At 38.8% G+C, this 25513-nt stretch carries 30 protein-coding genes and 1 rRNA gene; 9 read left to right on the top strand and 22 right to left on the bottom strand.

Annotated features, from left to right (window positions below):
* The 5 genes from M3600_RS13870 to M3600_RS13850 form a co-directional block, all read right to left on the bottom strand.
* Nucleotides 1-86, bottom strand: a 16S ribosomal RNA gene (locus M3600_RS13870); the annotation flags it as partial.
* A 301-nt stretch (nt 87-387) separates the two neighbouring features.
* A complete protein-coding gene (locus M3600_RS13865; protein ID WP_233316423.1) occupies nt 388-1263 on the bottom strand; it encodes a nucleotidyltransferase-like protein in 876 nt (291 codons plus the stop codon).
* Between the two features lie 217 nt (nt 1264-1480).
* Nucleotides 1481-1924, bottom strand: a complete 444-nt coding sequence (gene perR, locus M3600_RS13860) for a peroxide-responsive transcriptional repressor PerR (protein WP_245399835.1) — start codon at nt 1922-1924, stop codon at nt 1481-1483.
* A 335-nt stretch (nt 1925-2259) separates the two neighbouring features.
* Complete coding sequence (gene bcp / locus M3600_RS13855; protein WP_233316422.1) at nt 2260-2724, bottom strand: thioredoxin-dependent thiol peroxidase; 465 nt, start codon at nt 2722-2724, stop codon at nt 2260-2262.
* A 71-nt stretch (nt 2725-2795) separates the two neighbouring features.
* A complete protein-coding gene (locus M3600_RS13850; RefSeq protein WP_233316396.1) occupies nt 2796-3206 on the bottom strand; it encodes an ion channel in 411 nt (136 codons plus the stop codon).
* A 176-nt stretch (nt 3207-3382) separates the two neighbouring features.
* Between M3600_RS13850 and M3600_RS13845 the strand changes: the two genes are divergently transcribed.
* Both M3600_RS13845 and M3600_RS13840 read left to right on the top strand, forming a co-directional pair.
* Complete coding sequence (locus M3600_RS13845; protein WP_251646421.1) at nt 3383-4681, top strand: glutamate-1-semialdehyde 2,1-aminomutase; 1299 nt, start codon at nt 3383-3385, stop codon at nt 4679-4681.
* A gap of 300 nt (nt 4682-4981) precedes the next feature.
* Nucleotides 4982-6070, top strand: coding sequence for an FUSC family protein (locus M3600_RS13840; protein WP_251646419.1), 1089 nt, complete (start codon nt 4982-4984; stop codon nt 6068-6070).
* A gap of 42 nt (nt 6071-6112) precedes the next feature.
* Here the strand turns inward: M3600_RS13840 and M3600_RS13835 are convergent, their stop codons facing one another.
* The 6 genes from M3600_RS13835 to M3600_RS13810 all read right to left on the bottom strand — a co-directional run bounded on the left by M3600_RS13835 (nt 6113) and on the right by M3600_RS13810 (nt 11247).
* Complete coding sequence (locus M3600_RS13835; RefSeq protein ID WP_282581419.1) at nt 6113-7861, bottom strand: ABC transporter ATP-binding protein; 1749 nt, start codon at nt 7859-7861, stop codon at nt 6113-6115.
* Nucleotides 7862-8007: 146 nt separating this feature from the next.
* Entirely contained in the window at nt 8008-8538 is a 531-nt protein-coding gene (gene ntdP, locus M3600_RS13830) for a nucleoside tri-diphosphate phosphatase (RefSeq protein WP_233316393.1), read from the bottom strand.
* Nucleotides 8539-8723: 185 nt separating this feature from the next.
* On the bottom strand, nt 8724-8984 hold the full coding sequence (locus M3600_RS13825) for a YgaB family protein (RefSeq protein WP_233316392.1): 261 nt from the start codon (nt 8982-8984) through the stop codon (nt 8724-8726).
* A gap of 281 nt (nt 8985-9265) precedes the next feature.
* Nucleotides 9266-9442: a gamma-type small acid-soluble spore protein gene (locus M3600_RS13820; protein WP_233316391.1), complete on the bottom strand. Its 177-nt coding sequence runs from the start codon at nt 9440-9442 to the stop codon at nt 9266-9268.
* A 242-nt stretch (nt 9443-9684) separates the two neighbouring features.
* Nucleotides 9685-10470: an SDR family oxidoreductase gene (locus M3600_RS13815; protein WP_251646417.1), complete on the bottom strand. Its 786-nt coding sequence runs from the start codon at nt 10468-10470 to the stop codon at nt 9685-9687.
* Between the two features lie 39 nt (nt 10471-10509).
* Nucleotides 10510-11247 (bottom strand): SDR family NAD(P)-dependent oxidoreductase, encoded by a 738-nt coding sequence (locus tag M3600_RS13810; protein WP_233316389.1) that lies wholly within the window; start codon nt 11245-11247, stop codon nt 10510-10512.
* A 186-nt stretch (nt 11248-11433) separates the two neighbouring features.
* Between M3600_RS13810 and M3600_RS13805 the strand changes: the two genes are divergently transcribed.
* Nucleotides 11434-12048 carry a TetR/AcrR family transcriptional regulator gene (locus M3600_RS13805; RefSeq protein ID WP_233316388.1) on the top strand — a complete coding sequence of 205 codons (615 nt, stop codon included), beginning with the start codon at nt 11434-11436 and terminating at the stop codon, nt 12046-12048.
* A 28-nt stretch (nt 12049-12076) separates the two neighbouring features.
* Here M3600_RS13805 and fabL read toward each other — a convergent pair whose 3' ends face one another.
* Nucleotides 12077-12820 (bottom strand): enoyl-[acyl-carrier-protein] reductase FabL, encoded by a 744-nt coding sequence (fabL, locus tag M3600_RS13800; RefSeq protein WP_251646415.1) that lies wholly within the window; start codon nt 12818-12820, stop codon nt 12077-12079.
* A gap of 116 nt (nt 12821-12936) precedes the next feature.
* On the opposite strand from fabL, the gene M3600_RS13795 reads away from it, so the two are divergent.
* Nucleotides 12937-13161, top strand: coding sequence for a hypothetical protein (locus M3600_RS13795; protein ID WP_233316386.1), 225 nt, complete (start codon nt 12937-12939; stop codon nt 13159-13161).
* 39 nt (nt 13162-13200) lie between these two features.
* Here the strand turns inward: M3600_RS13795 and mutY are convergent, their stop codons facing one another.
* Nucleotides 13201-14289, bottom strand: a complete 1089-nt coding sequence (gene mutY, locus M3600_RS13790; RefSeq protein WP_237940724.1) for an A/G-specific adenine glycosylase — start codon at nt 14287-14289, stop codon at nt 13201-13203.
* 268 nt (nt 14290-14557) lie between these two features.
* Between mutY and M3600_RS13785 the strand changes: the two genes are divergently transcribed.
* On the top strand, nt 14558-15538 hold the full coding sequence (locus M3600_RS13785) for a metal-dependent hydrolase (protein ID WP_233316384.1): 981 nt from the start codon (nt 14558-14560) through the stop codon (nt 15536-15538).
* A gap of 38 nt (nt 15539-15576) precedes the next feature.
* Here M3600_RS13785 and M3600_RS13780 read toward each other — a convergent pair whose 3' ends face one another.
* Nucleotides 15577-15846 carry a YfhJ family protein gene (locus M3600_RS13780; protein WP_233316383.1) on the bottom strand — a complete coding sequence of 90 codons (270 nt, stop codon included), beginning with the start codon at nt 15844-15846 and terminating at the stop codon, nt 15577-15579.
* A 107-nt stretch (nt 15847-15953) separates the two neighbouring features.
* Between M3600_RS13780 and M3600_RS13775 the strand changes: the two genes are divergently transcribed.
* Nucleotides 15954-16103, top strand: a complete 150-nt coding sequence (locus M3600_RS13775; protein WP_233316382.1) for a small, acid-soluble spore protein K — start codon at nt 15954-15956, stop codon at nt 16101-16103.
* 41 nt (nt 16104-16144) lie between these two features.
* Here M3600_RS13775 and M3600_RS13770 read toward each other — a convergent pair whose 3' ends face one another.
* Nucleotides 16145-16459, bottom strand: a complete 315-nt coding sequence (locus tag M3600_RS13770) for a YfhH family protein (protein WP_233316381.1) — start codon at nt 16457-16459, stop codon at nt 16145-16147.
* A 93-nt stretch (nt 16460-16552) separates the two neighbouring features.
* Complete coding sequence (gene recX, locus M3600_RS13765; protein WP_233316380.1) at nt 16553-17362, bottom strand: recombination regulator RecX; 810 nt, start codon at nt 17360-17362, stop codon at nt 16553-16555.
* A gap of 96 nt (nt 17363-17458) precedes the next feature.
* On the opposite strand from recX, the gene M3600_RS13760 reads away from it, so the two are divergent.
* Together M3600_RS13760 and M3600_RS13755 are read left to right on the top strand one after the other, a co-directional pair.
* A complete protein-coding gene (locus M3600_RS13760; protein WP_237940723.1) occupies nt 17459-18358 on the top strand; it encodes a TIGR01777 family oxidoreductase in 900 nt (299 codons plus the stop codon).
* 61 nt (nt 18359-18419) lie between these two features.
* On the top strand, nt 18420-18545 hold the full coding sequence (locus M3600_RS13755) for a YfhE family protein (protein WP_233316378.1): 126 nt from the start codon (nt 18420-18422) through the stop codon (nt 18543-18545).
* A gap of 305 nt (nt 18546-18850) precedes the next feature.
* Here the strand turns inward: M3600_RS13755 and M3600_RS13750 are convergent, their stop codons facing one another.
* On the bottom strand, nt 18851-19033 hold the full coding sequence (locus M3600_RS13750; RefSeq protein WP_233316377.1) for a hypothetical protein: 183 nt from the start codon (nt 19031-19033) through the stop codon (nt 18851-18853).
* 224 nt (nt 19034-19257) lie between these two features.
* On the bottom strand, nt 19258-20325 hold the full coding sequence (locus M3600_RS13745) for an ATP-grasp domain-containing protein (protein ID WP_233316376.1): 1068 nt from the start codon (nt 20323-20325) through the stop codon (nt 19258-19260).
* 228 nt (nt 20326-20553) lie between these two features.
* Here M3600_RS13745 and M3600_RS13740 point away from each other — a divergent pair, with 228 nt between their 5' ends.
* Entirely contained in the window at nt 20554-21612 is a 1059-nt protein-coding gene (locus M3600_RS13740; RefSeq protein WP_233316375.1) for a lactonase family protein, read from the top strand.
* 43 nt (nt 21613-21655) lie between these two features.
* On the opposite strand, the gene M3600_RS13735 is transcribed toward M3600_RS13740, so the two are convergent.
* Genes M3600_RS13735 through M3600_RS13720 form a run of 4 tightly spaced genes read right to left on the bottom strand, consistent with a single transcriptional unit; the run spans nt 21656 to nt 25415 of the window.
* Nucleotides 21656-22366: an ABC transporter ATP-binding protein gene (locus tag M3600_RS13735; protein WP_233316374.1), complete on the bottom strand. Its 711-nt coding sequence runs from the start codon at nt 22364-22366 to the stop codon at nt 21656-21658.
* Nucleotides 22367-22379: 13 nt separating this feature from the next.
* Nucleotides 22380-23156: an ABC transporter ATP-binding protein gene (locus tag M3600_RS13730; protein ID WP_233316373.1), complete on the bottom strand. Its 777-nt coding sequence runs from the start codon at nt 23154-23156 to the stop codon at nt 22380-22382.
* Complete coding sequence (locus M3600_RS13725; RefSeq protein WP_251646413.1) at nt 23157-24428, bottom strand: branched-chain amino acid ABC transporter permease; 1272 nt, start codon at nt 24426-24428, stop codon at nt 23157-23159.
* Nucleotides 24429-24437: 9 nt separating this feature from the next.
* A complete protein-coding gene (locus tag M3600_RS13720) occupies nt 24438-25415 on the bottom strand; it encodes a branched-chain amino acid ABC transporter permease (RefSeq protein WP_233316371.1) in 978 nt (325 codons plus the stop codon).
* Between the last annotated feature and the right edge of the window lie 98 nt (nt 25416-25513).

Genomic DNA, 25513 nt, shown 5'->3' with positions numbered 1-25513 from the left:
AAGCAAGCTTTTTAAGTCCGCTCGACTTGCATGTATTAGGCACGCCGCCAGCGTTCGTCCTGAGCCAGGATCAAACTCTCCGATAAAGAGTAAGATTAGCTCATTTGCTAAACTCTAGCTTTTTGTTACTTTGTTTTCATCTTTATAACGCAAGTTATAAAAACGATTATTGTTGACGTTTTGTTTGTTCAGTTTTCAAAGAGCAATCTCGTCTGCTTCCTCATTCTTCCAGAAGCGACTTTCTTAATATAACATTTGACCTTTTTCGTGTCAACTGTTTTTTAAAAAAACTTTTCCGCCGTTTCAGCAACATTTTGTGTTGTTTTAGCGACGGATATAAATATAACAAGTTATTTAGTTAGCGTCAATACTTTTTCTAAAAAAACTTTAATCTTTTTTCGAAACCTTATAATAGCGGTGATAAACCTTAGGACTTTTCGTTTCCACATCCACCACTTCAATAAAATGTTTTTCAATTAAATATTCAACAAGCATTCCTAAATCAACAGAATATACAAGAAAAAGCTCTTCATTCTCCATAAGATCATTAAATGACCAATACTCTTTCTCCTCCAGTATATCTGAAATATGCTGAATGCTCATTTTTGTCTTTGAATGGATGAGGAACTCGCTTGCCAAAAACAACAATTCAAGTCTTTTTTCCAAAGGCTCTTCACTGTTAATCAATTCAACATATAATTTATAAATCTCTGGTTCAATCTGTTTAACCTGACTCCAAACAGTCACCTCGGGGTGAAACCCGTTTTCGATGACCGCAAGCCTTGCTAAATGATGCAAGGAGTGAACGACATCATTATATGCATCAAGATAATGTTTGTTCTCAAAAAATGCCTTTCCATCCATATATCTTCTGATAAGCTTGGCAAACTCCACACCCATCTTCCGCTTTCTTTCAGAGACAGGAAAATCCTTTAACTCACTTTTGAGCTGCGAGACAAACTCATTGCGGTCAAATATAACTCTCCCATTGTACAGCCATTCAAAGATTTTTTTATTTGTCCCAAGCAGGATCCATTTTTTCAACTGAGTCTCTGTGATGACATGAAGTGCTGCCTTTTTATCTGTATACGTATAATGCTTAATGAAAATTGGCTTTTCCGCCTCTTTTACGATGATTAGCATCACCGAGTCAAATGTATCTGTTACCGTCATTTCTTTTTGTCTTTTTTCTATCATCAGAACGCCAAGTGTGTTCGCTTGGCTCGCTCTTTCTTGATAAATCGGACGAAGAATGTCTTCCATCATTGCTCCCCCATCATAAAAAATTCGTTAATTATACTTTCGATATATTGTTCTAAAATTCCTGCCTTTCACTAAATCGGACAATAATCCCCGGCAAACTTTATGATACGTTTTTCTAATGAGCACATAAAAGACAAAAAGAGGAGTCATCATTTTTTAAATCCCCCGCCGGCATTTGGTGGGAAATTTCAAAAAGAGACATCCTCTTTATACTTGCTTAGTGCGCTTCGTTTTTTGCACATTCAGGACATGTTCCATAAATTTCTAAGCGGTGATGACTGATTTTAAAACCTGAGACATGACTGGCGAATTGTTCTACCTCATCCAGTCCAGGATAATGGAAATCCACTATCTTCCCGCAATCCTTACATATGATATGGTAATGATGGGAAGTGATAAAATCAAAGCGGCTTGAAGAATCACCATATGTCAATTCCTTTACAAGACTCACTTCTTTAAACACTCTTAAATTATTATAAACAGTGGCCACACTCATATTTGGAAATTTGCCTTCCAGTGCTTTGTAAATTTCATCGGCAGTCGGATGTGACATTGAGCTTATTAAATATTCAAGTATCGCATGACGCTGCGGGGTAATGCGCACTCCTGTTTCTTTTAGTTTATCAAGAGCTTCCTGTAACTCATTATGTTCCACAGACATGCACCCCATTTCTAAAAAGTATTCTTATTTTATAATGTTTATAATTAGTGTACTAACAAAATCATGCTTTTGTCAATAAGAATGGCGGAATAGACGTAAATCAGACTGATATTGTGTTATCATTTGTCTAAAACTAGAATGATTCTTTTTCTATACTTCTTATTATATTCGATTGGCCATATATAATGCTCTTATCTTCCTAAATAAAAAAAGGCAGACCAACCATCGTGGTCTGCAACATATATCTGAGGAGGTATGCCCTAATATAATGTATTCACAACTTGTATATTGGAATGGACAAAAGCCTCAGCCGTAATAAATTAGGCTAGAAAAGCTTATCGTTTTTTCAGTTCTTCAGCAATCTCCTCTACATGACCGGCCACTTTGACCTTTCGCCATTCACGGACAAGTCTACCCTCTCTGTCGATAAGAAAGGTGGAACGTTCAATACCCATATATTCCTTCCCGAAGTTTTTCTTCAGCTTCCAGACTTCGTAGCTTTCTGCTACTTGATGATCTTCATCTGCAAGAAGCAGGAACGGCAAGCCGTGTTTTTCAATAAACTTTCTGTGTTTATTGACAGGATCAGGACTTACTCCAAGGACAACTGCCTCAAGCTTTTCGAAGATAGCATGGCTGTCTCTGAAATCACACGCTTCTGTTGTACATCCAGGTGTCATATCTTTCGGATAAAAGTATAAAACAACATTTTTCCCAATAAAATCTGACAATTTAACTGTCTCTCCATTATTTGCTTCTAATGTAAAATCAGGTGCTTTCTCTCCTATAATCACACTCATCATTCTTCCTCCAATACTATTATTAATAATAGCCTAGCGAAAGGAGCATTTTTTTTCAACTTACATCCCTTTTAGCTGTCCATATCAAGAACTGCTCTTGCCACAAATGCCGCAGGAATTGTATAGCCGATAAGTGCTTCTATTACTACAATCAATCTTCCAAACCCGATTGGCGCCAAGTCGCCGAAGCCGACTGAAAAAAGAGTGATGCCACTGAAATATATCCCTGTTTGAAGCATATCTATAAAATGCAGGGAAGAGTCATACATTTGTTCACTTTCATTGTAGACCTCTACCCCGTTGAGCTGAAGGAGTGTGTAGATTAAACCAAATCCTATCATAATGGTGATATAAACAAAGAATAAGTATATAAAGTTCTCAAAAGAAACCCATTTTTCTTTCAGACGATAAGGAACGAACAATGTTCGCAAGCTCATCATGATAAAAAAAATAATCATAGCTAACAGAAAATAAAAAAACACGTTCCTCCCCCTTATCTGCTTTTCTTTTTAAAAATGTATGCTTGTCTTTCTACATAAAGACCAGAGCATCAGGCAAAGTAGTACTTACAATAGCTTTATCGTTTATCTTCTGAAAAAAAGTGCTAAAATTATGATGAACATCATTTAATAATGATAGAAGATTTAGGAGGAATATCATGCAACATAATAATTCTGAGAGATTACATGAGGAAGCACTTAAAGTAATCGTCGGGGGAGTCAACAGCCCCTCTCGTTCGTATAAAGCAGTTGGCGGCGGAGCTCCTGTCGCTATGGAAAGAGGACAAGGAGCCTATTTCTTCGATGTGGATGGAAACCAGTACATTGATTATTTGGCAGCATACGGCCCAATCATTACAGGACATGCTCATCCCCATATAACAAAAGCTATCACTCGAGCAGCAGAAAGTGGCGTTTTGTACGGGACACCGACACCGCATGAGGTGACATTCGCTAAAATGCTTCAAGAAGCTATTCCCTCTATGGAGAAAGTCAGATTCATGAACTCTGGAACAGAGGCGGTCATGACAACGATCAGGGTGGCACGTGCCTATACTGGCAGAAACAAGGTTATTAAATTCGCAGGCTGTTATCACGGCCACTCCGATCCTGTCCTTGTTGCAGCAGGTTCAGGTCCATCTACACTGGGCACACCAGATTCAGCTGGCGTACCTGCTGTGATTGCCGCTGATGTTATCACTGTTCCTTTCAATGATATCGATGCCTTCAAGGATGCAATTGAGAAATGGGGACCAGAAATTGCTGCCGTCCTTGTCGAGCCAATAGTCGGTAACTTCGGTATTGTCGAGCCTGTTGAAGGTTTCCTTGAATTAATTAACGAATATACCCATAATGCTGGAGCTCTTGTCATTTATGATGAAGTAATCACTGCCTTCCGCTTTACATACGGTGGTGCCCAGGATTTACTAGGAGTAAAGCCAGATTTAACAGCATTAGGGAAAATCATCGGCGGAGGTCTTCCAATCGGAGCTTATGGAGGCAAAAAGGAAATTATGGACAAAGTGGCACCGATTGGACCCGCATACCAAGCTGGTACACACGCCGGAAATCCTGCTTCTGTGCTTTCAGGAATTGCCTGCCTTGAAGTGCTGAAACAAAAAGGCGTATATGAGCACTTGGATAGATTGGGTGCTTTGCTTGAAAAAGGGATTGCTGATGTGGCTGCATTGCATAAGGTGCCGATTACTATTAACCGTCTAAAAGGCGCACTTACTATTTACTTCACGAACGAAAAGGTTATGAATTATGAGCAGGCCGAAAACACTGATGGTGAATTATTCGGTAAATTCTTTAAGTTAATGGTAGAACAAGGTGTTATGCTTGCACCTTCAAAATATGAAGCATGGTTTATTACCATTGCTCATACCCAAGAGGATATTGAGGCAACAATCCATGCTGTCAACAATGCTTTTGAAGCATTGGCGAAAGAACTATAAAAACCATCTAAAACAGAGAGCAGTTATATTGCTCTCTGTTTTATAAATCACATAAATCTGCATGATACAACGTTTAAATTCTCCTGTAAAAACTTTTGCAACCTGCTAAAATCCAACAAAGCATATTCCGCAGCATTACATTTCATTAATTTTTCATGAAAAAATCATATAATCATTAAATGACTATTGATGTTAACAGTCAATCACTGTATAGTACATTATTGTTTAGTTTTTCTATAATTTGTTTAAAGTATAGATATACTAGGCTACTTAAAATGTATGAGAGAGGATTATTTCTATATGACTTTAGGAGCGCGCATTCTTAAGACAGGAATCGCCATCGTTTTAGCGTTGCTGCTTGCCCAAACACTGCAAGTGCCAACACCTGTATTCGCAGGAATTTCCGCAATCTTTGCGATACAGCCTACTATTTATCGATCTTACTTATCTATTATAGAGCAAATACAAGGTAATATTATAGGCGCAATTATCGCTGTTGTTTTCGTACTCAGCTTCGGCAACAATATCTTTATCATTGGTCTTGCCGCGGTAATTGTAATTACGATTAATTTAAAGCTTAAACTAGAAAAAACAATCATTTTGTCAACAGTAACGTTGATTGCAATTATGGAAACGACGACAGATGACTTTATTACATTTGCGATTATACGATTTTCAACTATAATGCTGGGGATTCTATCAGCGTTTATCGTAAATCTCGTATTTTTGCCTCCAAAATATGAAAACAAGCTGTATAACAGCATTTCTGATATTAGTGAAGAAGTTACAAAGTGGATACGCCTGAATATTAGGCATGCATCTGAACATAGTCTACTAAAGAATGATATCGACAAGATTTCTGACCGGATTATTAAAATAGACCAGTTGTACTTAATGTATAAAGAAGAAAGAAACTATTTTAAGAGGAATACGCCTCTTAAAGCGAGAAAGCTTGTTATATACAGGCAAATGATTAACACGCTTAAAAGATCATTCCATACTTTAAAGAAATTGCACCGTTTTGAAAATGAGCTTAAATCATTGCCGGAGAATTTTCAAAATATCATCCAGCAGCAGCTTGATTGTCTGATCCATCATCATGAGCATGTGATGCTGAAGTTCATTGGTAAAGTGAAACCGAATGTCACCTTTGAGGAAGGGAATATCACCCTTGACAGGAAGGAACTATTCTACCAGCTTATCAACCACTACCGCGAAACAGTTGATGAGCGTATATGTGAACACGAAGAGGAAATGGTGCAGTACCATGCAATGCAAATCATTTCTGCAATCATTGAATATGATGAAAATGTGGAGCATTTAGATACACTAATCACCACGATTCAAGTACATCATAAGCATGAACCGGAAGTTAAGATAGAAGAATAAAAAGAAAGGATGTCCTTGATTCAAGGACATCCTTTCTTTTATTTATACTCCAAGCTGCTGTATTTGAAACAGATTAAAGTAATGACCTTGAAGCTTCATCAGCTGTTCATGGCTGCCATCCTCAACAATTTCCCCATTGTTAATTAAGACAATGCGGTCTGCATGAGTGATGGTCGAAAGTCTATGGGCAACAATTAATGTCGTCCTTTCCTTTGCCAGTTTCTCAATCGCTTCTTGAATAGATTGCTCACTTTCCAAATCAAGAGCAGACGTAGCTTCATCCAAAATGAGAATTGGCGGATTCTTTAAGAATACACGGGCAATGGCAACACGCTGCTTTTGTCCGCCGCTTAGCTTTACTCCTCTTTCGCCAACCTTTGTTTCATATTTATCTGGGAGCTGCATGATGAAGTCATGTGCGTTAGCAGCCTTTGCTGCTTCGATTACTTCTTCCTCTGTTGCATCTGGTTTTCCTATCATAATATTCTCTCTGATTGATTCACTGAATAGAATATTTTCTTGGAGAACCATTCCGATTTTATCCCTTAAGGTTCTTACTTGAAAATCGCGGATATCTTTTCCGTCAAGAAGAATACTGCCGCCAGTAACATCATAAAAGCGCGGAATCAGACTGATCAGTGATGATTTACCGCCGCCGCTCATCCCTACAAAAGCAATTGTTTCTCCTTGCTTTATATTTAAAGTGATATTTTTTAAGACACGGTCATCCTTTTGATCGTAGGCAAAATCGACATTCTGAAAACTAATATCCCCTTTAACATCCACACATGGGACAGCTGTCTCCTTATCTTGAATATCGTACTTTTCATCTATCAGCTCAAAAACACGATCCATTGATGCGATTGACTGTGTCAGTGTAGTGGAAGAGTTCACCATTCGTCTCAGCGGATTATACAGCCTTTCAATGTATGCAAAGAAAGCTACCATAGCCCCTAAAGACAGCTGACCGCTGATTACTTGATAGCCTGAATAGGCAATTACGATTAATGGTGAAATATCCGTAATCGTATTAACCACAGCAAATGCTTTTGCATTCCAGCGTGTGTGATCTGTTGCCTTTTCCAAGAATGCACTATTATATTTTTTAAAGTGTTTTTGTTCATGATCTTCTGTTGCAAAACTTTTGATGACCGAGATTCCCTGCACTCTTTCATGCAAGAAGCTTTGCACTCCTGCTAAAGCCTGCGATCTCTCTCTTGTCAGCGTACGTAAGTTTCCGAAGAAATGTCTGATAGATAACGCATAAAACGGCAAAAGAATAATCGAGATAATCGTCAGCTTCACATTCATCGTCAGCATTATTCCGATCGTAATTAAGATGGTAACACCATCAAGCCATAAGTTCATCAGGCCAGTCAGGATAAAGTTCTTCGTTTGCTCCACATCATTAATTACGCGGGAGATAACCTCCCCTGCCCTTGTATTTGAATAATACTTCAAGCTCAGTTTCTGTAAATGAGAAAACAGCTGATCACGAATGTCATAAAGTATTTTATTCGACGTCCACTGGGCAAAATATTGGCGGTAATATTCAACAGGCGGCCTAATGATGACAAAGATGATTAACATTATACCCATCATCTTCAAAAGGCTTGTTATTCTCTCTTGTTTATCCAAGTCTGTTGCGTTAATAATGTCATCAACGACAAATTTAAGCAAAAGCGGAATGAGCAAAGGAATAGCGAATTTGATGATACCAATGATGATAGTTCCTATAATTTGCATTCGGTAAGGTTTTACGAAATGCAAATATCTTTTAATACTGTCCACATTCTCTCCTCTTTCCTTTCCAAAGTTGTTATGTAAATAAGTAATTAGAACAAAGCTTCCAAACAAGATGTTATTTTACCACTAGCACAAATCAAAACAAAAGAAAAAGCTTGCTGAACTCTCAACAAGCTATTCCTCCTTACTTATTAACTTCTGTACGTTAAATACCTTTCATACCATAAATCAATAAAATCTGGTGCAAAGGGACCTTTTCTTTGGCGTATCCACTGAATCAATTGATTAACATGCGATTTCAAGATACGGTCAATCGCATCTGGATACTTCATTTCCGCACGGTGACGCTCATACTCGTCCTCATCAAGGAGGTTGAAAGTCATATCTGGAAAAATTTTAATATCCAAATCATAATCAATATACTTCACTGCTTCTCCATCATAAATAAATGGCGAACTAAGGTTACAATAATAATGGATTCCGTCTTCCCTTATCATTCCAATTACATTAAACCAGTATTGGGAATGAAAATAGCATATTGCCGGTTCACGGGTGACCCATGTTCTGCCGTCTGATTCTGTAACAATTGTCCGATCGTTACCGCCTATTATTAAATTTTGCGTCCCTTTAAGTATCGTTGTTTCGTCCCAGATTCGATGGATGTGCCCATTATGTTTGTAGCTATGAATTTGTATTGGTTCACCCTCGATAGGTACGCCCATTATTCTCCCCTACTTTCATTTTGCGGACGCTTTGCAACCTACTTACATTTAAATATTCTAATTCCCAATCAAGGCAACAAAGAACAATTCCTCTTTTTTCTATTATTATAACGGTTAATAGAAAAATTTAAAACAAAAGAACCATTGAAATTGCAGAAGGGATAAGAAATATTTAATGTTACCTATCAAATGGAGCTTAAATTCATTTCGTTTTGCTGGTAAACCTTGATAACTTTTTCTGTCTGCATTTCAAATATTCGCTGAATCTCTTTCAGCTCCATCTCCATATTCAGGATCTCAACCTGCACTTCCTTCAGCTCTGTTTCCTTTTGCAATTGCTGCAATTGTGCCTCTATTTCCTCACACCGCTCCAGCTCACTTTGCAAGTACAGCAGCTTTTCCATAATCTTCATCTGTTCTCCTACTAATCCATTGAACACGTTCATGAACATACACATCCTAATTCATATTTTTAGCAAGGATTTAATTACCTCTCATTTTAAAAAAGATATTCTACTATTCCCTCTTCACTGCTGACTTTTAAATTTTGGTGTTTTTTTTGCTCTGTTGATTATTTCCACTTCAAGTCCCTATTTCCTTTGACTACTTCTGTAGACTAACAAGAGGTTTTGTCGAACTTTCCATTAGGAGTATACGAGGATTTTTTTAGGAGAAATAAGAGAAGACACTTTCCTCTAAGAAAAGTGCCTTCATCTTTTAGCTATAATTATGAGTTTTTAGATTTGTTTTGCTCTGCTTGAGCGTTTTGTCTTTTTACTTCTTGTACGTCAGTTTCGCTAGCGAATTCTGTACCGAATTGTTGACCAGAAGTTACTGAAGCGTTTTGTTGTTTTACTTCTTGGATGTTAGTACCAGTTTGTGTGCTACCTGCTTTTTTAGCCATTACTATCACCTCCACGAATATAATTTGTCCCGGATGCAGAAGTTCTATCCATTATTTTTTTAATTTCAATAAAATCCATATAAAAAAGCACGAGATTAACTCGTGCTTTAAATTCTACTAAGACCCTAATTAAGCTGTTAAATCTTTTGCAATTATTCCATAGTAAAGCTGTTAACCTGGGGGGCTATTGAAACTTAGCTGGAAAACAATCGCAAGCGAAAATGGAAGCTTATATCTTAATATTAATATTTGTAGGACTGTCCGCCGTCAATTGGAATAACAGTCGCATTGATGAAGTTAGCTTGATCAGACAGCAGGAATGCAACTAAGTAGCCAACTTCCTCTGGTTTTCCGAAACGCTTCATTGGGTTTGGTTCAACAAATTGTTTGCCGACCTCTTCCCAGTTGTCTGGGTCGATTTGCTTTAATGATCCTTCTACCATTGGTGTCATAATTGCACCTGGCGCGATCGCTTTAATGCTGACTCCATATTGGCCGTACTCAATTCCTGAGTTGCGAGTTAAGCCGACAACGCCGTGTTTGCTTGCTGCATAGCCGGATTGGTTTCCAACACCGCGGATTCCACCTACAGATGCAGTATTAACAACAGACCCAAAGCCTTGTTCTCTCATAACTTTCAATACGTATTTCAAGCCATAAAATACACCATTTAAGTTTATGCTAACGACTTTTTGGAACTCGTCTAGACCGAAATCTTCCGTAAGATCCTGTTTACCTTCAATACCAGCATTATTGAAAAAGCTGTCAATTTTGCCGAATTTAGCAACCGTTTCGTTTACATAGCTTTCAACTGCCTTCTCATCGGCTACATTTGCTGTAATAAGCAAAACTTCTGCTTCTGGTGTTGTTGCAAGCACTTGTTTTTTTGTTTCTTCTAAAGAAGCAGTATTTAAATCCACAAGGGACAGCTTAGCTCCTTCTTTCGCAGCTTGCAGAGCGGAAGCCTGTCCTAAGCCAGAGCCAGCGCCTGTAATTAACACAACTTTGCCATCAAAACGATTTTCCATCGTCCTCTTCCCCCTTTTCATGTTTAAGCCGTAATTGAATTATTGTGCAGTATAACCGCCGTCTACTATCAAGCTGTTCCCTGTCATATAAGAAGAATCATCAGAAGCTAGGAACAAGACAGCTTTTGCCATTTCTTCTGCTTTGCCGAGACGTTTTACAGGTGTTGCTGCAGCGAGTGCTAATTTGCTTTCTTCTGGAATGATTGGTGTATCAATAAATCCAGGGCAAAGCGCATTTACACGTATATTTTGTTCAGCATATTCTAATGCAAGAGAGCGAGTTAAGTTAACAACGCCACCTTTTGCCGCATTATAGGCAGCAGAACCTGGTGAACCAACCCATCCGTACATGGAAGCTGTATTGACGATCGTGCCTCCTCCAGCTTTCAACATTTCGCGGATAGCTTCACGTGCCACTAAGAAAACACCATCTAAATCTACATTTACTGTTTGGCGCCATTCGGAATAGTCCAATTCATGTGAAGGCTGAACACGGCCAATACCTGCATTGTTGAAAACAATATCAACTTTGCCAAATGCATCTATCGTTTGCTTGAAGATATTAGCAACCTCATCTTCACTTGTAATATTAGCTTTAACGAACAGAGCTCCAGCGTTAAGCGCTTTCAATTCTGACTCGAAGGCCTTTCCTTTTTCTTCATTTAGGTCTACAAGCACAACTTTAGCACCTTCTGAGACAAATAAACGTGCTGTTGCTGCGCCAATACCAGACGCGCCGCCTGTGATTACTGCAACCTTATCTTGTAATTTTCCCATTGTAAATCCCCCTAAAAAATATGCTTACATATTCCTATAAAAAGTACTAGACTATTTGATGAATATGCTTAATTACAAATTAAATTTTACTCTTTTGTTCACAATTAACAATCATTAAGATATCATTAAGTGACTATTAGTTAGACACTTGCGATAAATCTGTCTATTTTCAGGGAGGTTTTTTTCATGGATCAGGAACATCCGGCAACAAATCGGCAAAACCGGACGAGAGAACATCTGAAGCAAGCATTAATAGAACTTATAAAAGAAAAAGGCTATCACGCTGTCACAGTTAAAAACATTGTGGACCATGCCTCCTATAACCGCAGCACCTTTTACATTCACTACCCTGATAAAATAGAACTGGCAGAAGATTTGCTTGTTTCAAAGCTGGAAGGTTTAGAAGCAGCAGTCGGCAAACCATACATGCATGGCCATAAATTTTATACAGAAAAGCTTAATCCGCAGTCTTTCAGTATCGTTGCTTACATATACAAAAACCGTAATTTTTTTGAGCTGATAAAGTATGAAGATACATTACCAGGATTACATACTAACTTCCCGCAGACTATTTTGAAAATCTATAAAGAGCAATTCATCTTTGATACAATTAACCATATTCCTGTTAACATGGATTATTTTAAACGCTATACGGCTTACGGCTTCTACGGGCTAATATTAAATTGGATTCGGGACGGCTTCAAGGAATCACAAGAAGAATTCATCAAAGAAGTAATTGAACTGACCAAGACTCATATTCAATCGTTTGAGTTTATTGGCAAATTAGCTCATAAACATTAGAAAGGACCGGAAGCCCCGGTCCTTTTCCTTATACTAATAAAGAGATTCCTCCATCGACAATAATTGTCTGCCCTCTTATCATACTTGCATCATCGCTAACTAAAAACATGACAGCATTCACCATATCATCTATTTCTACAATTCTGCCTGCAGGCGTTCTTTCTGCAGAATGATTTAACAGCTCTTCCCTGTTTGGGAATGACTTTAATGCCTCTGTATCAATCGCTCCACCAGAAACAGCATTAACTACAATATTCATTGGTGACAGTTCAACAGCTAAATACCTTGTCAATGCCTCCATTGCCGCTTTGCTCACACCTACTGTTGTATAGTTCTCTAAATATCGGATGGATCCTAATGAGCTGATGCTGACAATTTTCCCGCCGTCTTCCATTAGCCTTGCTGCCTCTTGCGCACAAAACAGCAGCGCCTTGCTGTTTATATTCATCGTCCAATCCCAATGTGATTCCTCAAGCTCCATAATTGGTCTCAGTACTCCAGATGCGGCATTGTTAATAAATACATCCAGTCTGCCAAATTTCTCCTTTATTTCAGTAAACATCGCTTTAATCTTGTCCACATCGCCGACATTCGCCCTTACTATAAGAGCCTTTCTGCCGAGTGCTCTGATTTCCTCTGCCGTTTCCTCTGCAGCCTTTTTGCTTCTTGCATAATTTATAACGATATCATAACCAGCTGCTGCGAGCTTCAGTGCTGTTGCTTTTCCAATCCCTCTAGAACTGCCTGTAATTAAAGCTACTTTATTTTCCATCCTTTTTACCAATCCCTTCCGTCATTATTTCGCTTCACATTTTACCTGTTCCATGCATAGTTCGCAATCAACAACAACACAATACTTATAGATAATAAGGGAAAGAAGGTGCTTAAATGTATGTCGGCAGAGATATGACTGAACTGGCAATGATTGATAAATCTGAATGGAAAGACAGCGAACTCGCCTACTTTCATCATTCCTTGCAGCAAATGACCCAATACTTGAATGTGGAAGGTGTCTCTATCCATAGAAAAATTATCGAGGAAATCGAAAATCGCGGCGGGCTGAAAAGGCAGGAAGCCGATTGGACCCATGGCACAGAAGTCAGCTATGATTAAAATAAAAAATGCCTCTCCCAAAATAAGGGACAGGCATTTTTATTCTGCTTCAGGGATAAATTTGAGCATTTTCTGATGTGATACCGGAAAAGGATATGGTTCAATTTCCTTGGCATTCACTCTTTTTAATGTGTTTGTTTCTTCTTCAAGCTTGATAAGCTTCCCTTTATATACCGTAATCTGCCAGATAAGGTGTGAGAAAACATGTTCAATCCTTGTGATGCTTTCCTCCACTTCAATAGTTGCTCCATATCTGCTCAACATCTCTGCCTTTAACTGCTCTGCTTCACTTGTAAGTGTCTGCACTATTTCCATATTAGGAAACTCCCAAAGGTTGGCAAGCAATCCTTTATCTGGGCGTTTGTGAATTAAGGTTCTGCCATTTTCATCTGCTAATATGACTGCAGCTAGCTGAACTGTCTTCTGTTTTTTACTCTTTGTCTTTACTGGTAATTCACCTTGTGTGCCATCCATAAAAGCCTGGCAGTGCTCACGGACAGGACATAATAGACAGGAAGGAGATGTTGGTGTGCAAATAAGTGCTCCTAGCTCCATCAATGCTTGGTTAAAATAGGACGGATTTTCATGAGATATTAACATCCTCACAGCTTCCTCAAAGGTTTTTCGTGTTTTTGGCTTAGCGATATCTTCCCATATCGACAGAATTCTCGATAAAACCCGCATCACATTTCCATCTACGGCTGGTTCTGGTACACCGTAGGCAATGCTGAGAATCGCACCGGCAGTATATGGGCCCACTCCGCGCAATGTTGCTATTTCTGCTGGAGTATCAGGAACAACACCACCATACTTTTCTCGTACTTCCTTCACAGCACTATGTAAGTTCCTAGCACGAGAATAATATCCAAGTCCTTCCCAAGCCTTGAGCACTTTCTCCTCTTCTGCATCTGACAATGCATTAATGGACGGAAACAGTTCAATAAACCGGTTAAAATATGGAATAACAGTATCCACCTTCGTCTGCTGAAGCATGATTTCTGAAACCCAAACCTTATATGGATCCTTGTCCTTGCGCCAAGGAAGGTCACGCTGTTCTGCTATGAACCAATTAAGTAAGTCATCTCTAAATTGCTGTATGTCCAATTGGCTTTTTGCTTCTTCTTTCACTTTTACCCTCCACCATGTTAATATTTTGTGAAATGGGGAATAACATAAAATGTGTTCTTCTAACCCATTTTGGGCTTTTATGAAAACAATCCCAATGATAAGGTATAGATAATGTTTCTCTTTCACAAAGTAAACAGAGATAATTTTTTCAGTTAGTCTAAAATCAAAGTGTATCTTTACTGATAAAAAAAATAAAGCTATTTTTTATAGAAATTATTAGAGCATTATCCATTAATTGCTTATGCAAAATCAGGGAGGTAATTTATTTTTGGATACTGGGACACATGTAGTAATGGGATTAGCGCTAGGAGGCTTGGCGACTCTTGATCCAGCAGTTGCAGGAAGCCATGCGACAACAATAAGCGTGATGATTGCAACATTAGCCGGTTCTCAAGCTCCTGATGTCGATACTATATTAAAACTAAGAAATAACGCAGTATATATTCGTAATCACAGAGGTATAACTCATTCAGTTCCTGCTGTGGTACTATGGCCGCTAATAATTGTAGCTGTTTTATATCCGTTTTTTCCTGAAGCTAACTTGCTCCATTTATGGATGTGGACATTTATTGCCGTGTTCCTCCATGTATTCGTCGACATTTTCAATGCATATGGGACACAAGCTTTAAGACCATTTTCTTCTAAATGGGTAGCACTCGGTTTCATCAATACATTTGATCCAATTATTTTTGCTTTGCACGTAGTTGGTCTGTTTATTTGGGCTTTCGGAGCACCACCTGGATATACTTTCCTCGTGTTATATATCGTGTTGTTTTTTTACTATATACTCCGCTATCTGGCCCAAAGAAGGGTGAAGCACAAAGTAAAAGAAGTCATACCTGATGCAAACACTATCATCCTGTCTCCAACGATGAGATATGGCCATTGGCGTGTCGCCGTAATGACAGATGAGTATTTTTATGTCGGCAGAGCACATAACTATAAAATTGAAATTTATGACCAATTTAAGCGGATTGCCATTCCATCCACACCTGTGCTGGAAGCAGCAAAAACAGACAGCAACCTGTCTGCTTTCCTTTCCTTCTCCCCAGTATATCGCTGGGAAGTTACAGAGCTAGAGGATCAATATCAGGTCCGATTTATTGATTTGCGCTACCGCAGCAATGGGCATTATCCATTTGTCGCTGTCGTCCATCTCGATACAAATCTGAACATCATTTCCTCGTACACAGGCTGGATATTTAGTGAAGAGAAGCTTCAGAAGAAACTTGACATAATAACAAACTAATCTGCTTGCACAAAAAATCCAGCATCTGCTGGATTTTTTTAATGGAAGCTTCGCTTATTTTCAGCAAGAAAGTCTTTATACTTCGGATTTTCCGCTACAAATTCATGGAGATTTGGACCATAATTTTCTATCCATTGGCTTACAACCTTCTCCGTCATTTCTGCTCCTTTATAATCTCTTCCCGCCTTAGCATATGTTGTTTCAAAATCCTCCCACAGCAGCTCTACCCATGTCTGTGCCTGAATAACTGTTATACTTTCATTTATCTCAAGCAATCTGTCCACAAGTTTTTTTTGATAATCATACATGAAAACTACCTTCTTTCCTTATAATTAACGCTTATAGTTTGTTTAACTGATACAAATACTATTGATGTGCAAGTATATATTATGAACTATAAAGGAGGAACAGCCCAATGGTTAAAGGGGTAGATAATATAAATGAGAACAAATTTGAAGGTGAGCCAAGAGCAAAACCAGAGTATGCATCTAAGAGAGCAGATGGCACAATTAATACCCATCCGCAAGAAAGAATGAATGCCTCATCACATAGACATAAACAATAAGAAGAAATTGGCATAAGAACGGTTGCCCGCTCTTATGCCTCTTATTTTTTCAATAAGGAGATGGGGATGCCTTCTTCTTGCCCTTCACCATTATCTCGCGTGCCCCACGCAAAAATACCATTCATATAATTAATCGTGAAATGCACGCCAGGATCTCCCTCAATTTCATACACTTCACCTTGTTTAAATTGATTCGGGTCGAGCAAATATGCTTTTGCCATTACGATTTTCCGTTCGAGCACGGCAAATTCATTGACGATGCCCAGTTGTTCTGCTTTTTTGGCCTTATCATTTAACTGGGCGATTTCAGACCGTAATTCATATTCAGACATCAAGCTGTACCTTTTCGTTTGCAATTGCTTCAGTTCCCCCTTCTCCTTCTATCTTGCTTTATTTTATATGACAAAAATGCTTTCAGCAAAAAAAATGAACTAGCGTGTTACTACGTGTTAATCTTCAAAGCTCTCCAATTCGTCCAGATATTTTTGAATTAACTCAATGGAAAAGCCTTTTCTGTATAAAAACTGCTTCATCTTCTGTTTAAATTCATAGCCTGTATATGCGGAAAATTTACGCTGAGCTTTTTCGCCGTGAACGCGTAATGCAGCTAGCTCATCTTCTTCACCTGTCTCGTCTAAGGAAAGCTTTACTTCCTTAATAACCGAACCTGGATAACCCTTTCTAGTCAAAGTCTGCTCTACCTTTTGCTTGGCCATTTTAAAGGAATTCTTCTTATTGCTGCTTAAAGCCTTGGCAGCAATTTTTTCGGCGTTTGCGAGCATAACATCAAAAGGAAGCTCCACTAACGCTTTGCTAATTAATTCATCTCCCAGTCCCTTTTCTCTTAATTCTCTTCTAATTAGTTCAGGACCCTTATCTGAAGTGTTTTTTTGTGTTCGTACATAGGAATAAGCATAATCCTCATCATCCAGAAACTTCATTTCGTAGAGCTTGCGAATGACTTCTGCGATGACTGTGTCTTCCTCGATTTTCGTGCGCAAATGTGTTCGGACCTCTGCTTCTGTTCTCTTCATCCTTGTCAAATATCTAACAGCTGTATGATAGCCTTTACGGATTTCATCACTGTACTGTATTTGATTTAATAAAAGAGGATCAAGTTCCATCCCTTTGCGGAGCTGATACTTCACTAGGATTGATTCATCAACACTGAATGCATACTCTTCCTTGCCGGCTTTTTCCGTAAAAAGATTATATCGGTCGCTTAAATTTTTCTGCCTCGTAATTTTACTGATTTTCATCCCATTTTTCCCCCTTTCTCTATAAGTCGTCTGGCTAGGATTCAAATACATGTCAATATTATAATAAAAAAGAAAATATTTAGGGAGGATTACACAATGAATTTCCTGATTGCTGGCGGAACCGGCTTGATCGGTAATGCTCTAATAAAGAGTTTAACGCAAAAAGGTCATGCTATCTATTGTTTGACTAGAAGCAAAAATCGGGAGAACAGCGGACAATTATTTTTTGTTAACTGGGATGATGCATTAACAAGCTCTTCTGCTGCACTTCCTGCACCTATCGATATTGTTATTAATCTTGCTGGTGAATCACTAAACAGCGGCCGCTGGACATCTGAACGAAAAGAAAGAATCGTCAAAAGCCGGGTAAAGTCAACAGACAGACTTCTATCTATCATCAGAGAGCTTCCAAACAGACCAAAGCTTTGGATGAACGCCAGTGCAATCGGTGTTTATGGAACTTCCTTAAGCATGAAATTTACAGAAGAGTCCAGTCTAGGCAATGATTTTCTTGCAGATACTGTAAAACAGTGGGAAGCACATGCTGCTCATGCAACAGAGCAGGACATCAGAACGGTTTTTTGTCGTTTCGGTCTTGTGCTTTCAGAAAAAGGGGGAGCTCTTCCGAAACTGCTTCTTCCCTATAAGTTATTTGCCGGCGGAAATTTAGGGAGTGGAAACCAGTGGGCATCTTGGATACATATTAAAGATGTTGTTGCCGCAATGGAGTTTATTATAAATAATAATTCTATTTCAGGTCCAGTTAATTTCACAGCACCAGCTCCAGTTAAGATGAGTATTCTAGGTAAAGCGATAGGCAGACAGCTCGGCCGTCCGCATTGGCTGCCAGTTCCAGCTCCTTTTCTTAAGCTGGCATTAGGAGAAATGAGTGTGCTAGTTGCAGAAGGGCAGCATGTTTTTCCCTCTGTCTTGACTAAACATGGCTATACCTTTACATATGAGACGATAGATTCTGCCATCGCCAGCCTCTGCTGATGTATCTTTCCAACAAGAATGGAGACAATAACATTATCTTCATTTAGAAAGGATGTCAGCAATGGATAAGAAAAAAGCATTCAAAGGGAAACCAAAGCTTTCCAGCATGCAAGAGGTCACATATCAGCATGAATTTAAAATGGCGGATAGAGCTGCAAGCAGACAATCCGACCAAGGAAAACAGTAAGTCAATAAATACATTACATGGTAAAGCTGGGGATAACTTTCTAACTTATGAAAGCATTTTCATTTTTTATGCTTACATATCCCAACTTATCCACAAATCCACTAGGATAACCACATTAAAACTGTGGATATTGTGAATAAATCTGTGGAATACCACTCTCCTATAGTTTTCGCATGTGTATAAGTAAGTGAATAAGTACGCTCTTTTTCCACAGGGTCTAAACATGAAAAAATCCACTAGCAATTGCTGGTGGATTTCGTTTTCTTAAATAATTAGTATAATTGCAGTAAATTTAAATGAATATATTAAATACTTCTGCCAGCAGATATCTCTTCCTGAAGCATTCTCAGTTTATCTTGATAGTAACAGTACTTTTGGAAATAGAGATTTCTATCTAAACCTAATGCCGCTTTATTTGATTTTTGTGAGTACTTGTTGATAAGCCTTGCATAATATCGCATTTTTAGTGTTTGGATAATGGCATCCACTGGTATTCCTCCCAAGTATTTTTTGTTCTCTATAAAGAACCTATAAGCAAAAAAATATTACCTTTACAGACAATTTCTTTATAAAGAACAAATGTTGTTTGTTATAAAGTGTTAATAAATTAATAATACGTCGATATGTTCGTTATGTCAATAACTTTTGTTTCTTATAAAGAACCGTTTGTTATTTTGAAAAAAACCCCAGTTTAACCGAGGTTTTTCTTGCCTTACATATGCACAATTTTTGTGTAGAAAGCATTATCTTTTAACACTATTTCCTTTTCTAAATAGCTTGATTTAATACCAAAGTGAGGCTGAAAATATTTAATTGCCTTTCTTCCCTCTATTAAAAGCTTTATTGCCCTGTATGGCATATTAATTCCTGCTAAGCAGCTGTAATGAAGGCCGCCTGACATTCTTGGATTGATTTCAAGCAGCTTCGGTATACCGTTTTGATATTTCACTTGGATATTATAGATAAACGGGATTTTAAGGGCTTCATTTATTTCTTTTGCCAGCTTTAAGAGCAATGGATTGTCCTCCAGCTCCCTGAGCCTGCCTTTTCCCTTTTTTCTTGGGATAGCAGCCATCAATTTACCTTCATACGACAGACAGTCAATGCTGTACTCATATCCATCTAAATATTCTAGCACCATCAAAGGCGGAAAGGATTCCTGCTGCTTCAATATTTGATACGCTGAATCCAAGGATATATTAGCACTAATCCCTTGATAGAAAAGCTCATCAATGGAATCAAGCTTTTCCTGAATAACTCTGAAGCCGTTCCCTCCCTCTCCAATAACAGGTTTAAAGCAGACTTTATGACCTTTTTCTTTTAATGTAAAATATGCTTTCTTGAATTCCTCAGCAGTGTTAACAATCTCATAATCAGGTATGTTCACCGCGGTTTTAAGTACCGGATGCTCACTCATCAGCTTATATGTAGCTTCCTTATCATCAAGAACCTCCATCAGTGAAGAATCAGGACATACAAGAACCTTTACGCCAAGCTCCTCAAACTTGTGGAGATTTTTTGAAATAAGTACATTCTCTTTTCGTGGAACAAATATATTTATGCGATGAATTTTGCAAAAGCGCAAACAAAATTCAATATAATCTTCCCCGCTAATATCTGGTTCGATAAATGCTGCATCACAGTAGCTTAAATATAATGCATGCTCATTAATGGAGGTGCCATACACCTCAAAATCATTTCCGTCAGCATTGTATTTGATCATGTCAATAAAGTGAGCAGCTGTTGTGAACCAATGATTAAACCATATTTTTTTCTTCATTTCTCTATCCTTTCCATAATACAAACATTGCAATTATCTCTCTCAAACTACTAGTATGCTCATGATTTTTTTATTTATACGCTAGACTAAGAAGGCTTGATATTACGCCTTTTCTACACTGCTGTACGTTTGAATTTTCTCTCTATTTGCATTTTAGAAGTTTCTTTATTAGTGAGTGGGCTTACAATTTGCTATAATATATTTAAATCTTTTAAAGGAGACTTGTTCATGACAAATTCAAAGAAGTTTATAGGATATGTAGGTACATATACAAAGTCAACTAGTAAAGGAATTTATTCCTTCGTGCTTGATACAGAGGAAAAGAAAATTTCGAATGTAGAACTGGCTGCAGAATTAGAGAACCCGACATACGCAACAATTTCTAAAGATAATAAGTTCCTATATGCTGTAGGTAAGGAAGGCTCACTTGGAGGAGTTGCCGCTTATAGTGTTGACCCTACTACTGGAAAGCTTGAATTCATTAACAAGCAGTTCACTGAAGGCGCTTCCCCTTGTCATGTTAGCGTAGATGAAAACAAAAGCTATACACTTACTGGAAATTACCATAAAGGAACAGTCGAGGCATACCCACTAAATACTGATGGAGCTGTTCAAGAATTGGCTGCAAAAGTTGAGCATACAGGCACTGGTCCAAATACAGCGAGACAAGAAAAGCCGCATATGCACTTCACAGGCTTTACACCAGATGAGCGTTTTGTCGTTTCTGTTGACCTTGGTATCGATAAAGTTGAAACTTATAAGCTGACAGACGGCCAATTGGAAACAGTTTGCAGCCTATCAGTTAAACCCGGAAGCGGACCAAGACATATTGCATTCCACCCGAATGGCAAATTCGCTTATGTGATGACTGAATTAAGCAATGAAGTTATCACATTATCTTATAACAGCGAAACAGGCGAATTGAAAGATTTGCAATATATCTCTGCATTGCCGATCGACTTTACTGAAAACAGCCAAGGTAGCGCAATTCACCTATCATCTGACGGCAAGTTTGTCTATGCTGGAAACCGCGGCCATAACTCTATTGCCCTTTTTAGCGTTAACAGCGAAACAGGAACATTGACTTTTATCGAGCATACTTCAACAGAAGGAAACTGGCCTCGTGATTTTGTGCTTGATCCAACTGAAAAGTTCATCGTAGCTTCAAATGAGCAATCGGACACACTTACATTGTTTGAAAGAGATGAAGCAACAGGCAAGCTGACATTGCTTCAATCAGAAATTCATGCTCCAGAACCAGTTTGTGTAAAATTCTTGAACTATTAATGCAGTAAAAAACCAAAAGAGATTTCAATCTCTTTTGGTTTTTTTACGCTAAGTATGCTTCTTGAACTTGTTTGTTAGAAATAAGTTCCTCCCCATATCCTTCCAGAACAATTCCCCCGGTCTGAATGACATAACCTCTATTTGCGATTTGCAGTGCCTGAAAAGCGTTTTGCTCTACCAATAAAATCGTCATTCCGTCTCGGTTAAGCTCCTTAATAATTTCAAAAATCTGTTCAACAATAATAGGCGCAAGACCCATGGATGGTTCATCAAGCATCAGCAGCTCTGGCTGCATCATTAAGGCACGGCCAATTGCGAGCATTTGCTGCTCACCGCCGCTCATCGTTCCTCCTTTCTGGTCTATCCGCTCTTTCAGTCTCGGAAAATACTCAAACACTTTTTTTATTCTTGTTTCAATCAGTGACTTATCCTTTACAGCAAAGGCGCCAATAAGCAGGTTTTCCTTCACTGTCAGCTTAGGAAATATCCTTCTTCCCTCTGGAACTTGGGAAATTCCTAATATCGCACTTTTATGTGCAGCAATGTTAGTAATCATCTTTTCCTTGTAAATAATGCTTCCTCTTTTGACAGGTACCTGCCCGCTGATTGACTTTAATGTCGTAGATTTTCCAGCCCCATTGCTGCCGATTAATGTAATAATTTCTCCATAGTTTACATGGAGACTGATGCCCTTTAATGCTTGGATGCCTCCATAAGATGCCTCTACCTCGACTAATTCTAATATTTTATCCATGTTAATTCCCCCCTTATGCAAGTGATACGGCACCTTTTCCTAAGTATGCTTCAATTACTTTCGGATTGGATCTGATATCCTCAGGCCTACCTTCAGCAATCTTTTCTCCATGGTCTAAAACGATGATATGATTAGAAATTTCCATAACAAGCTTCATATCATGTTCAATCAGAATGATAGTCAAGTCGAGCTTTGCACATATATCCTGGATTAAATCAGTTAAGAGGGCCGTCTCTTTTGGATTCATGCCTGCAGCTGGTTCATCTAAAAGCAGTACACTTGGATTTGTTGCAAGGGCGCGGGCGATCTCCAGCCTTCTTTGCGCACCATAAGACAGATTTCCGGCACTTTCATTCACTGCATCTGCAAGGCCGACATATTCAAGCAGTCTGTATGCCTCCCTTTTAGCTTCCTCCTCCTCCTGTCTTGCACTCGGCAGCTGCAGTAAAGTGCCGATAATATTTCCCTTAATTCGGTTATGCATCCCAATAAGAACATTCTCTAGCACTGTTATCTCACTGAAAAGGCGGATGTTTTGAAATGTCCTTGAAATTCCGTGCTTGGCAACAACATGCGGCTTTAAACCGGCAATTTGCTTACCATTCAACATAATTGAACCTTTTGTCGGCTTGTAGACTCCTGTTATCATATTAAAAAAAGTTGTTTTACCTGCCCCATTTGGACCTATAACTGCTGTAATTGTATTCTTTTCCACCGCCATATCAATATTAGCATTCGCAATTAAGCCGCCGAATGTTTTCGTCAAGCCTGTCACCTCAAGAATATTCATTTATATATCCCTCCTTGCGACTGGTATTTTTGATTCCAGGTTTGTGTCTACCTTTTCCGGAGATTTCAGTTTGTTTACATCAAACCGGATGTTTTTTGCTGGAATCAGCCCTTGCGGACGGTATAATGTCATAACTACAAGCAATATTCCAAAGATAAAACGCTGCATTTTAACAGGCGATAATGCATCAGGAATAGTAACAACTTGGCTGAGCCAGCCTGTAATTTCTGTCAGTACTTGCAAATTAAGAATAGTGACAACTGCTGCTCCTAAAATAACACCAGGCACACTGCCCATCCCACCAAGGATGACCATCACCAGAATGGTTGTCGATTCCAGATATGTGAAGCTTGTCGGATCAATAAACATCTGTTTTGCGGCAAAAACAACACCCATCATTCCTGAAAAGGAGGCTCCAATCGCAAATGCAGTCAGCTTTGTTTTTACAAGGGGGATCCCCATCGCCTGTGCGGCAATCTCATTTTCTCTGACTGCTTTCCATGACCGTCCCAGCTTCGTATGCTCTAGTTTTGTCACAGCGTAAATGACAAAAAGAAACATTACTAGAACAACATAATAATATTGATTAGGAAAGATAAGAGTTATACCAAATATTTCCGGCGGGCTGATGCTGGCAAGACCCATTGCTCCGTTCGTTATATTGACAGGCTTATCAAGGTTATTAAAGACAATCCGGATGATTTCTCCAAAGCCTAATGTGACAATTGCTAGATAATCACCTTTCACACGAAGAACTGGTATTCCTAATAAGACACCAAACAATGCGGCCACAAACAAGCCAATAATAATAAATATCCAAAAGCTGTTACCTGAAAGAGGATATTCACCGAACGGCATGAAGTTAGAAGCCTGTACTGTCGCAAATATCCCATATGTATAAGCACCAACTGCAAAAAATGCAACAAATCCTAGGTCAAGGAGACCAGCTAGACCAACGACAATATTTAAACCAAGGGCCATGCATACATAAATCCCGACCATAGTCGCTACTTCCATATAAGATTGGTATGTTGGTCCCTGACTTGCCGCATATGGAAGGATGAAACCTAAGATAACTAATCCTGCTGCCCATTTCCACTTATTGCCGAAGTTCATGAAATAGAGAATTAGCAATGAAAGCAGCAAAAGCAAAAAAGCTGTGACAGATTTCTGGGCAAGATAAAGGCTTGCACTTGTTACAGATACATAGAAGAAAAAGAGAATGCCTTGGGCAAGTTTGCTTGTTTTTAATGTGGTCATGAAATTTGCCATTATACCCACCTACACTTTCTCGGCTACGGCTTTGCCAAATAAGCCTTCTGGTTTAAATATCAACACAATGATCAGTATGGCAAATGCTGCAACATCCTTGTATTCTGCACCTAATATTCCATCTGTAATGACCGACAGGTTTGCGGCTGTAAACATTTCAATTAGACCAATAAGCAATCCCCCTACCATTGCACCGCGAATATTGCCAATCCCGCCAAGTACTGCTGCAGTAAAAGCCTTCAAGCCTAAAATGAATCCAATATAAGGATCAATCGTCCCATATTGGACAGCAAATAGTACTCCTGTCGCACCGCCTAATGCAGATCCGACAAAAAAGGTGACAGAAATAACTTTATTCACATTGATAGACATGAGTGATGCAGTGTCCCTGTCCTGGGCGACAGCTCGCATTGCCATCCCCCATTTAGTTTTGTTAACAAAGAAGTCAAGACCAACCATTAAAATAACAGCAACAATAATAACAACAAGAAAAGAGGTTTTGAAGCTCGCATTGTTAGCACCTAAAAGGGAGCCCACTTGATGCTGCCCTGAGAATAAGGAAGGAGTGTTCAGGATATAGTTGCCTTTGTACAGCTCTGTGATAAAACGGACAATATCCTGCAAAAGAAAGGAAATACCGATTGCGGATATCAAGGCAATCAATTTGGGAGCCTTCCTTAACGGACGGTAAGCAACTCTTTCCATTCCCATCCCCATTAATCCCGTAATCAAGCTTGTGATGACAAGCATAATAATTAAAGACAAGACCGCCGGAAGCATGGAGGTCCAGCCAAGGCTTGTCAATACAATCAGCACTGCTGTTCCGACAAATGCTCCTGTCATGAAAATTTCGCCATGAGCAAAGTTAATCAGTTCTAAAATCCCGTAAACCATCGTATAGCCTAAAGCGATAACGGCATAAACCGCTCCTAAAGCAAGACCGTCAATTAAAACTTGCGGCAATGTTTGCAACACTTCTGTCAGCATATTCTTCCCCACACTTTTATAGTTTTTTTATTGAAAGATAAGGGCAGTCCCCTATGTAGTAATTGAAACGAAAAAGGGTATGAACACTCATACCCTTT

It is taken from the genome of Niallia sp. MER 6, from assembly GCF_023714395.1.
GTDB lineage: Bacteria > Bacillota > Bacilli > Bacillales > Cytobacillaceae > Niallia.
This window is presented reverse-complemented; position numbering and strand designations above follow the sequence as displayed.

What these genes read in the sequence shown, in the direction of transcription:
- M3600_RS13865 (WP_233316423.1), bottom strand. Translation starts at nt 1,263, where the DNA reads ATGGAAGACATTCTTCGTCCGATTTATCAAGAAAGAGCGAGCCAAGCG.
- perR (WP_245399835.1), bottom strand. Translation starts at nt 1,924, where the DNA reads ATGTCTGTGGAACATAATGAGTTACAGGAAGCTCTTGATAAACTAAAA.
- bcp (WP_233316422.1), bottom strand. Translation starts at nt 2,724, where the DNA reads ATGAGTGTGATTATAGGAGAGAAAGCACCTGATTTTACATTAGAAGCA.
- M3600_RS13845 (WP_251646421.1), top strand. Translation starts at nt 3,383, where the DNA reads ATGCAACATAATAATTCTGAGAGATTACATGAGGAAGCACTTAAAGTA.
- M3600_RS13840 (WP_251646419.1), top strand. Translation starts at nt 4,982, where the DNA reads ATGACTTTAGGAGCGCGCATTCTTAAGACAGGAATCGCCATCGTTTTA.
- ntdP (WP_233316393.1), bottom strand. Translation starts at nt 8,538, where the DNA reads ATGGGCGTACCTATCGAGGGTGAACCAATACAAATTCATAGCTACAAA.
- M3600_RS13825 (WP_233316392.1), bottom strand. Translation starts at nt 8,984, where the DNA reads ATGAACGTGTTCAATGGATTAGTAGGAGAACAGATGAAGATTATGGAA.
- M3600_RS13820 (WP_233316391.1), bottom strand. Translation starts at nt 9,442, where the DNA reads ATGGCTAAAAAAGCAGGTAGCACACAAACTGGTACTAACATCCAAGAA.
- M3600_RS13815 (WP_251646417.1), bottom strand. Translation starts at nt 10,470, where the DNA reads ATGGAAAATCGTTTTGATGGCAAAGTTGTGTTAATTACAGGCGCTGGC.
- M3600_RS13810 (WP_233316389.1), bottom strand. Translation starts at nt 11,247, where the DNA reads ATGGGAAAATTACAAGATAAGGTTGCAGTAATCACAGGCGGCGCGTCT.
- M3600_RS13805 (WP_233316388.1), top strand. Translation starts at nt 11,434, where the DNA reads ATGGATCAGGAACATCCGGCAACAAATCGGCAAAACCGGACGAGAGAA.
- fabL (WP_251646415.1), bottom strand. Translation starts at nt 12,820, where the DNA reads ATGGAAAATAAAGTAGCTTTAATTACAGGCAGTTCTAGAGGGATTGGA.
- M3600_RS13795 (WP_233316386.1), top strand. Translation starts at nt 12,937, where the DNA reads ATGTATGTCGGCAGAGATATGACTGAACTGGCAATGATTGATAAATCT.
- M3600_RS13780 (WP_233316383.1), bottom strand. Translation starts at nt 15,846, where the DNA reads ATGTATGATTATCAAAAAAAACTTGTGGACAGATTGCTTGAGATAAAT.
- M3600_RS13775 (WP_233316382.1), top strand. Translation starts at nt 15,954, where the DNA reads ATGGTTAAAGGGGTAGATAATATAAATGAGAACAAATTTGAAGGTGAG.
- recX (WP_233316380.1), bottom strand. Translation starts at nt 17,362, where the DNA reads ATGAAAATCAGTAAAATTACGAGGCAGAAAAATTTAAGCGACCGATAT.
- M3600_RS13760 (WP_237940723.1), top strand. Translation starts at nt 17,459, where the DNA reads ATGAATTTCCTGATTGCTGGCGGAACCGGCTTGATCGGTAATGCTCTA.
- M3600_RS13755 (WP_233316378.1), top strand. Translation starts at nt 18,420, where the DNA reads ATGGATAAGAAAAAAGCATTCAAAGGGAAACCAAAGCTTTCCAGCATG.
- M3600_RS13745 (WP_233316376.1), bottom strand. Translation starts at nt 20,325, where the DNA reads ATGAAGAAAAAAATATGGTTTAATCATTGGTTCACAACAGCTGCTCAC.
- M3600_RS13740 (WP_233316375.1), top strand. Translation starts at nt 20,554, where the DNA reads ATGACAAATTCAAAGAAGTTTATAGGATATGTAGGTACATATACAAAG.
- M3600_RS13735 (WP_233316374.1), bottom strand. Translation starts at nt 22,366, where the DNA reads ATGGATAAAATATTAGAATTAGTCGAGGTAGAGGCATCTTATGGAGGC.
- M3600_RS13730 (WP_233316373.1), bottom strand. Translation starts at nt 23,156, where the DNA reads ATGAATATTCTTGAGGTGACAGGCTTGACGAAAACATTCGGCGGCTTA.
- M3600_RS13725 (WP_251646413.1), bottom strand. Translation starts at nt 24,428, where the DNA reads ATGGCAAATTTCATGACCACATTAAAAACAAGCAAACTTGCCCAAGGC.
- M3600_RS13720 (WP_233316371.1), bottom strand. Translation starts at nt 25,415, where the DNA reads ATGCTGACAGAAGTGTTGCAAACATTGCCGCAAGTTTTAATTGACGGT.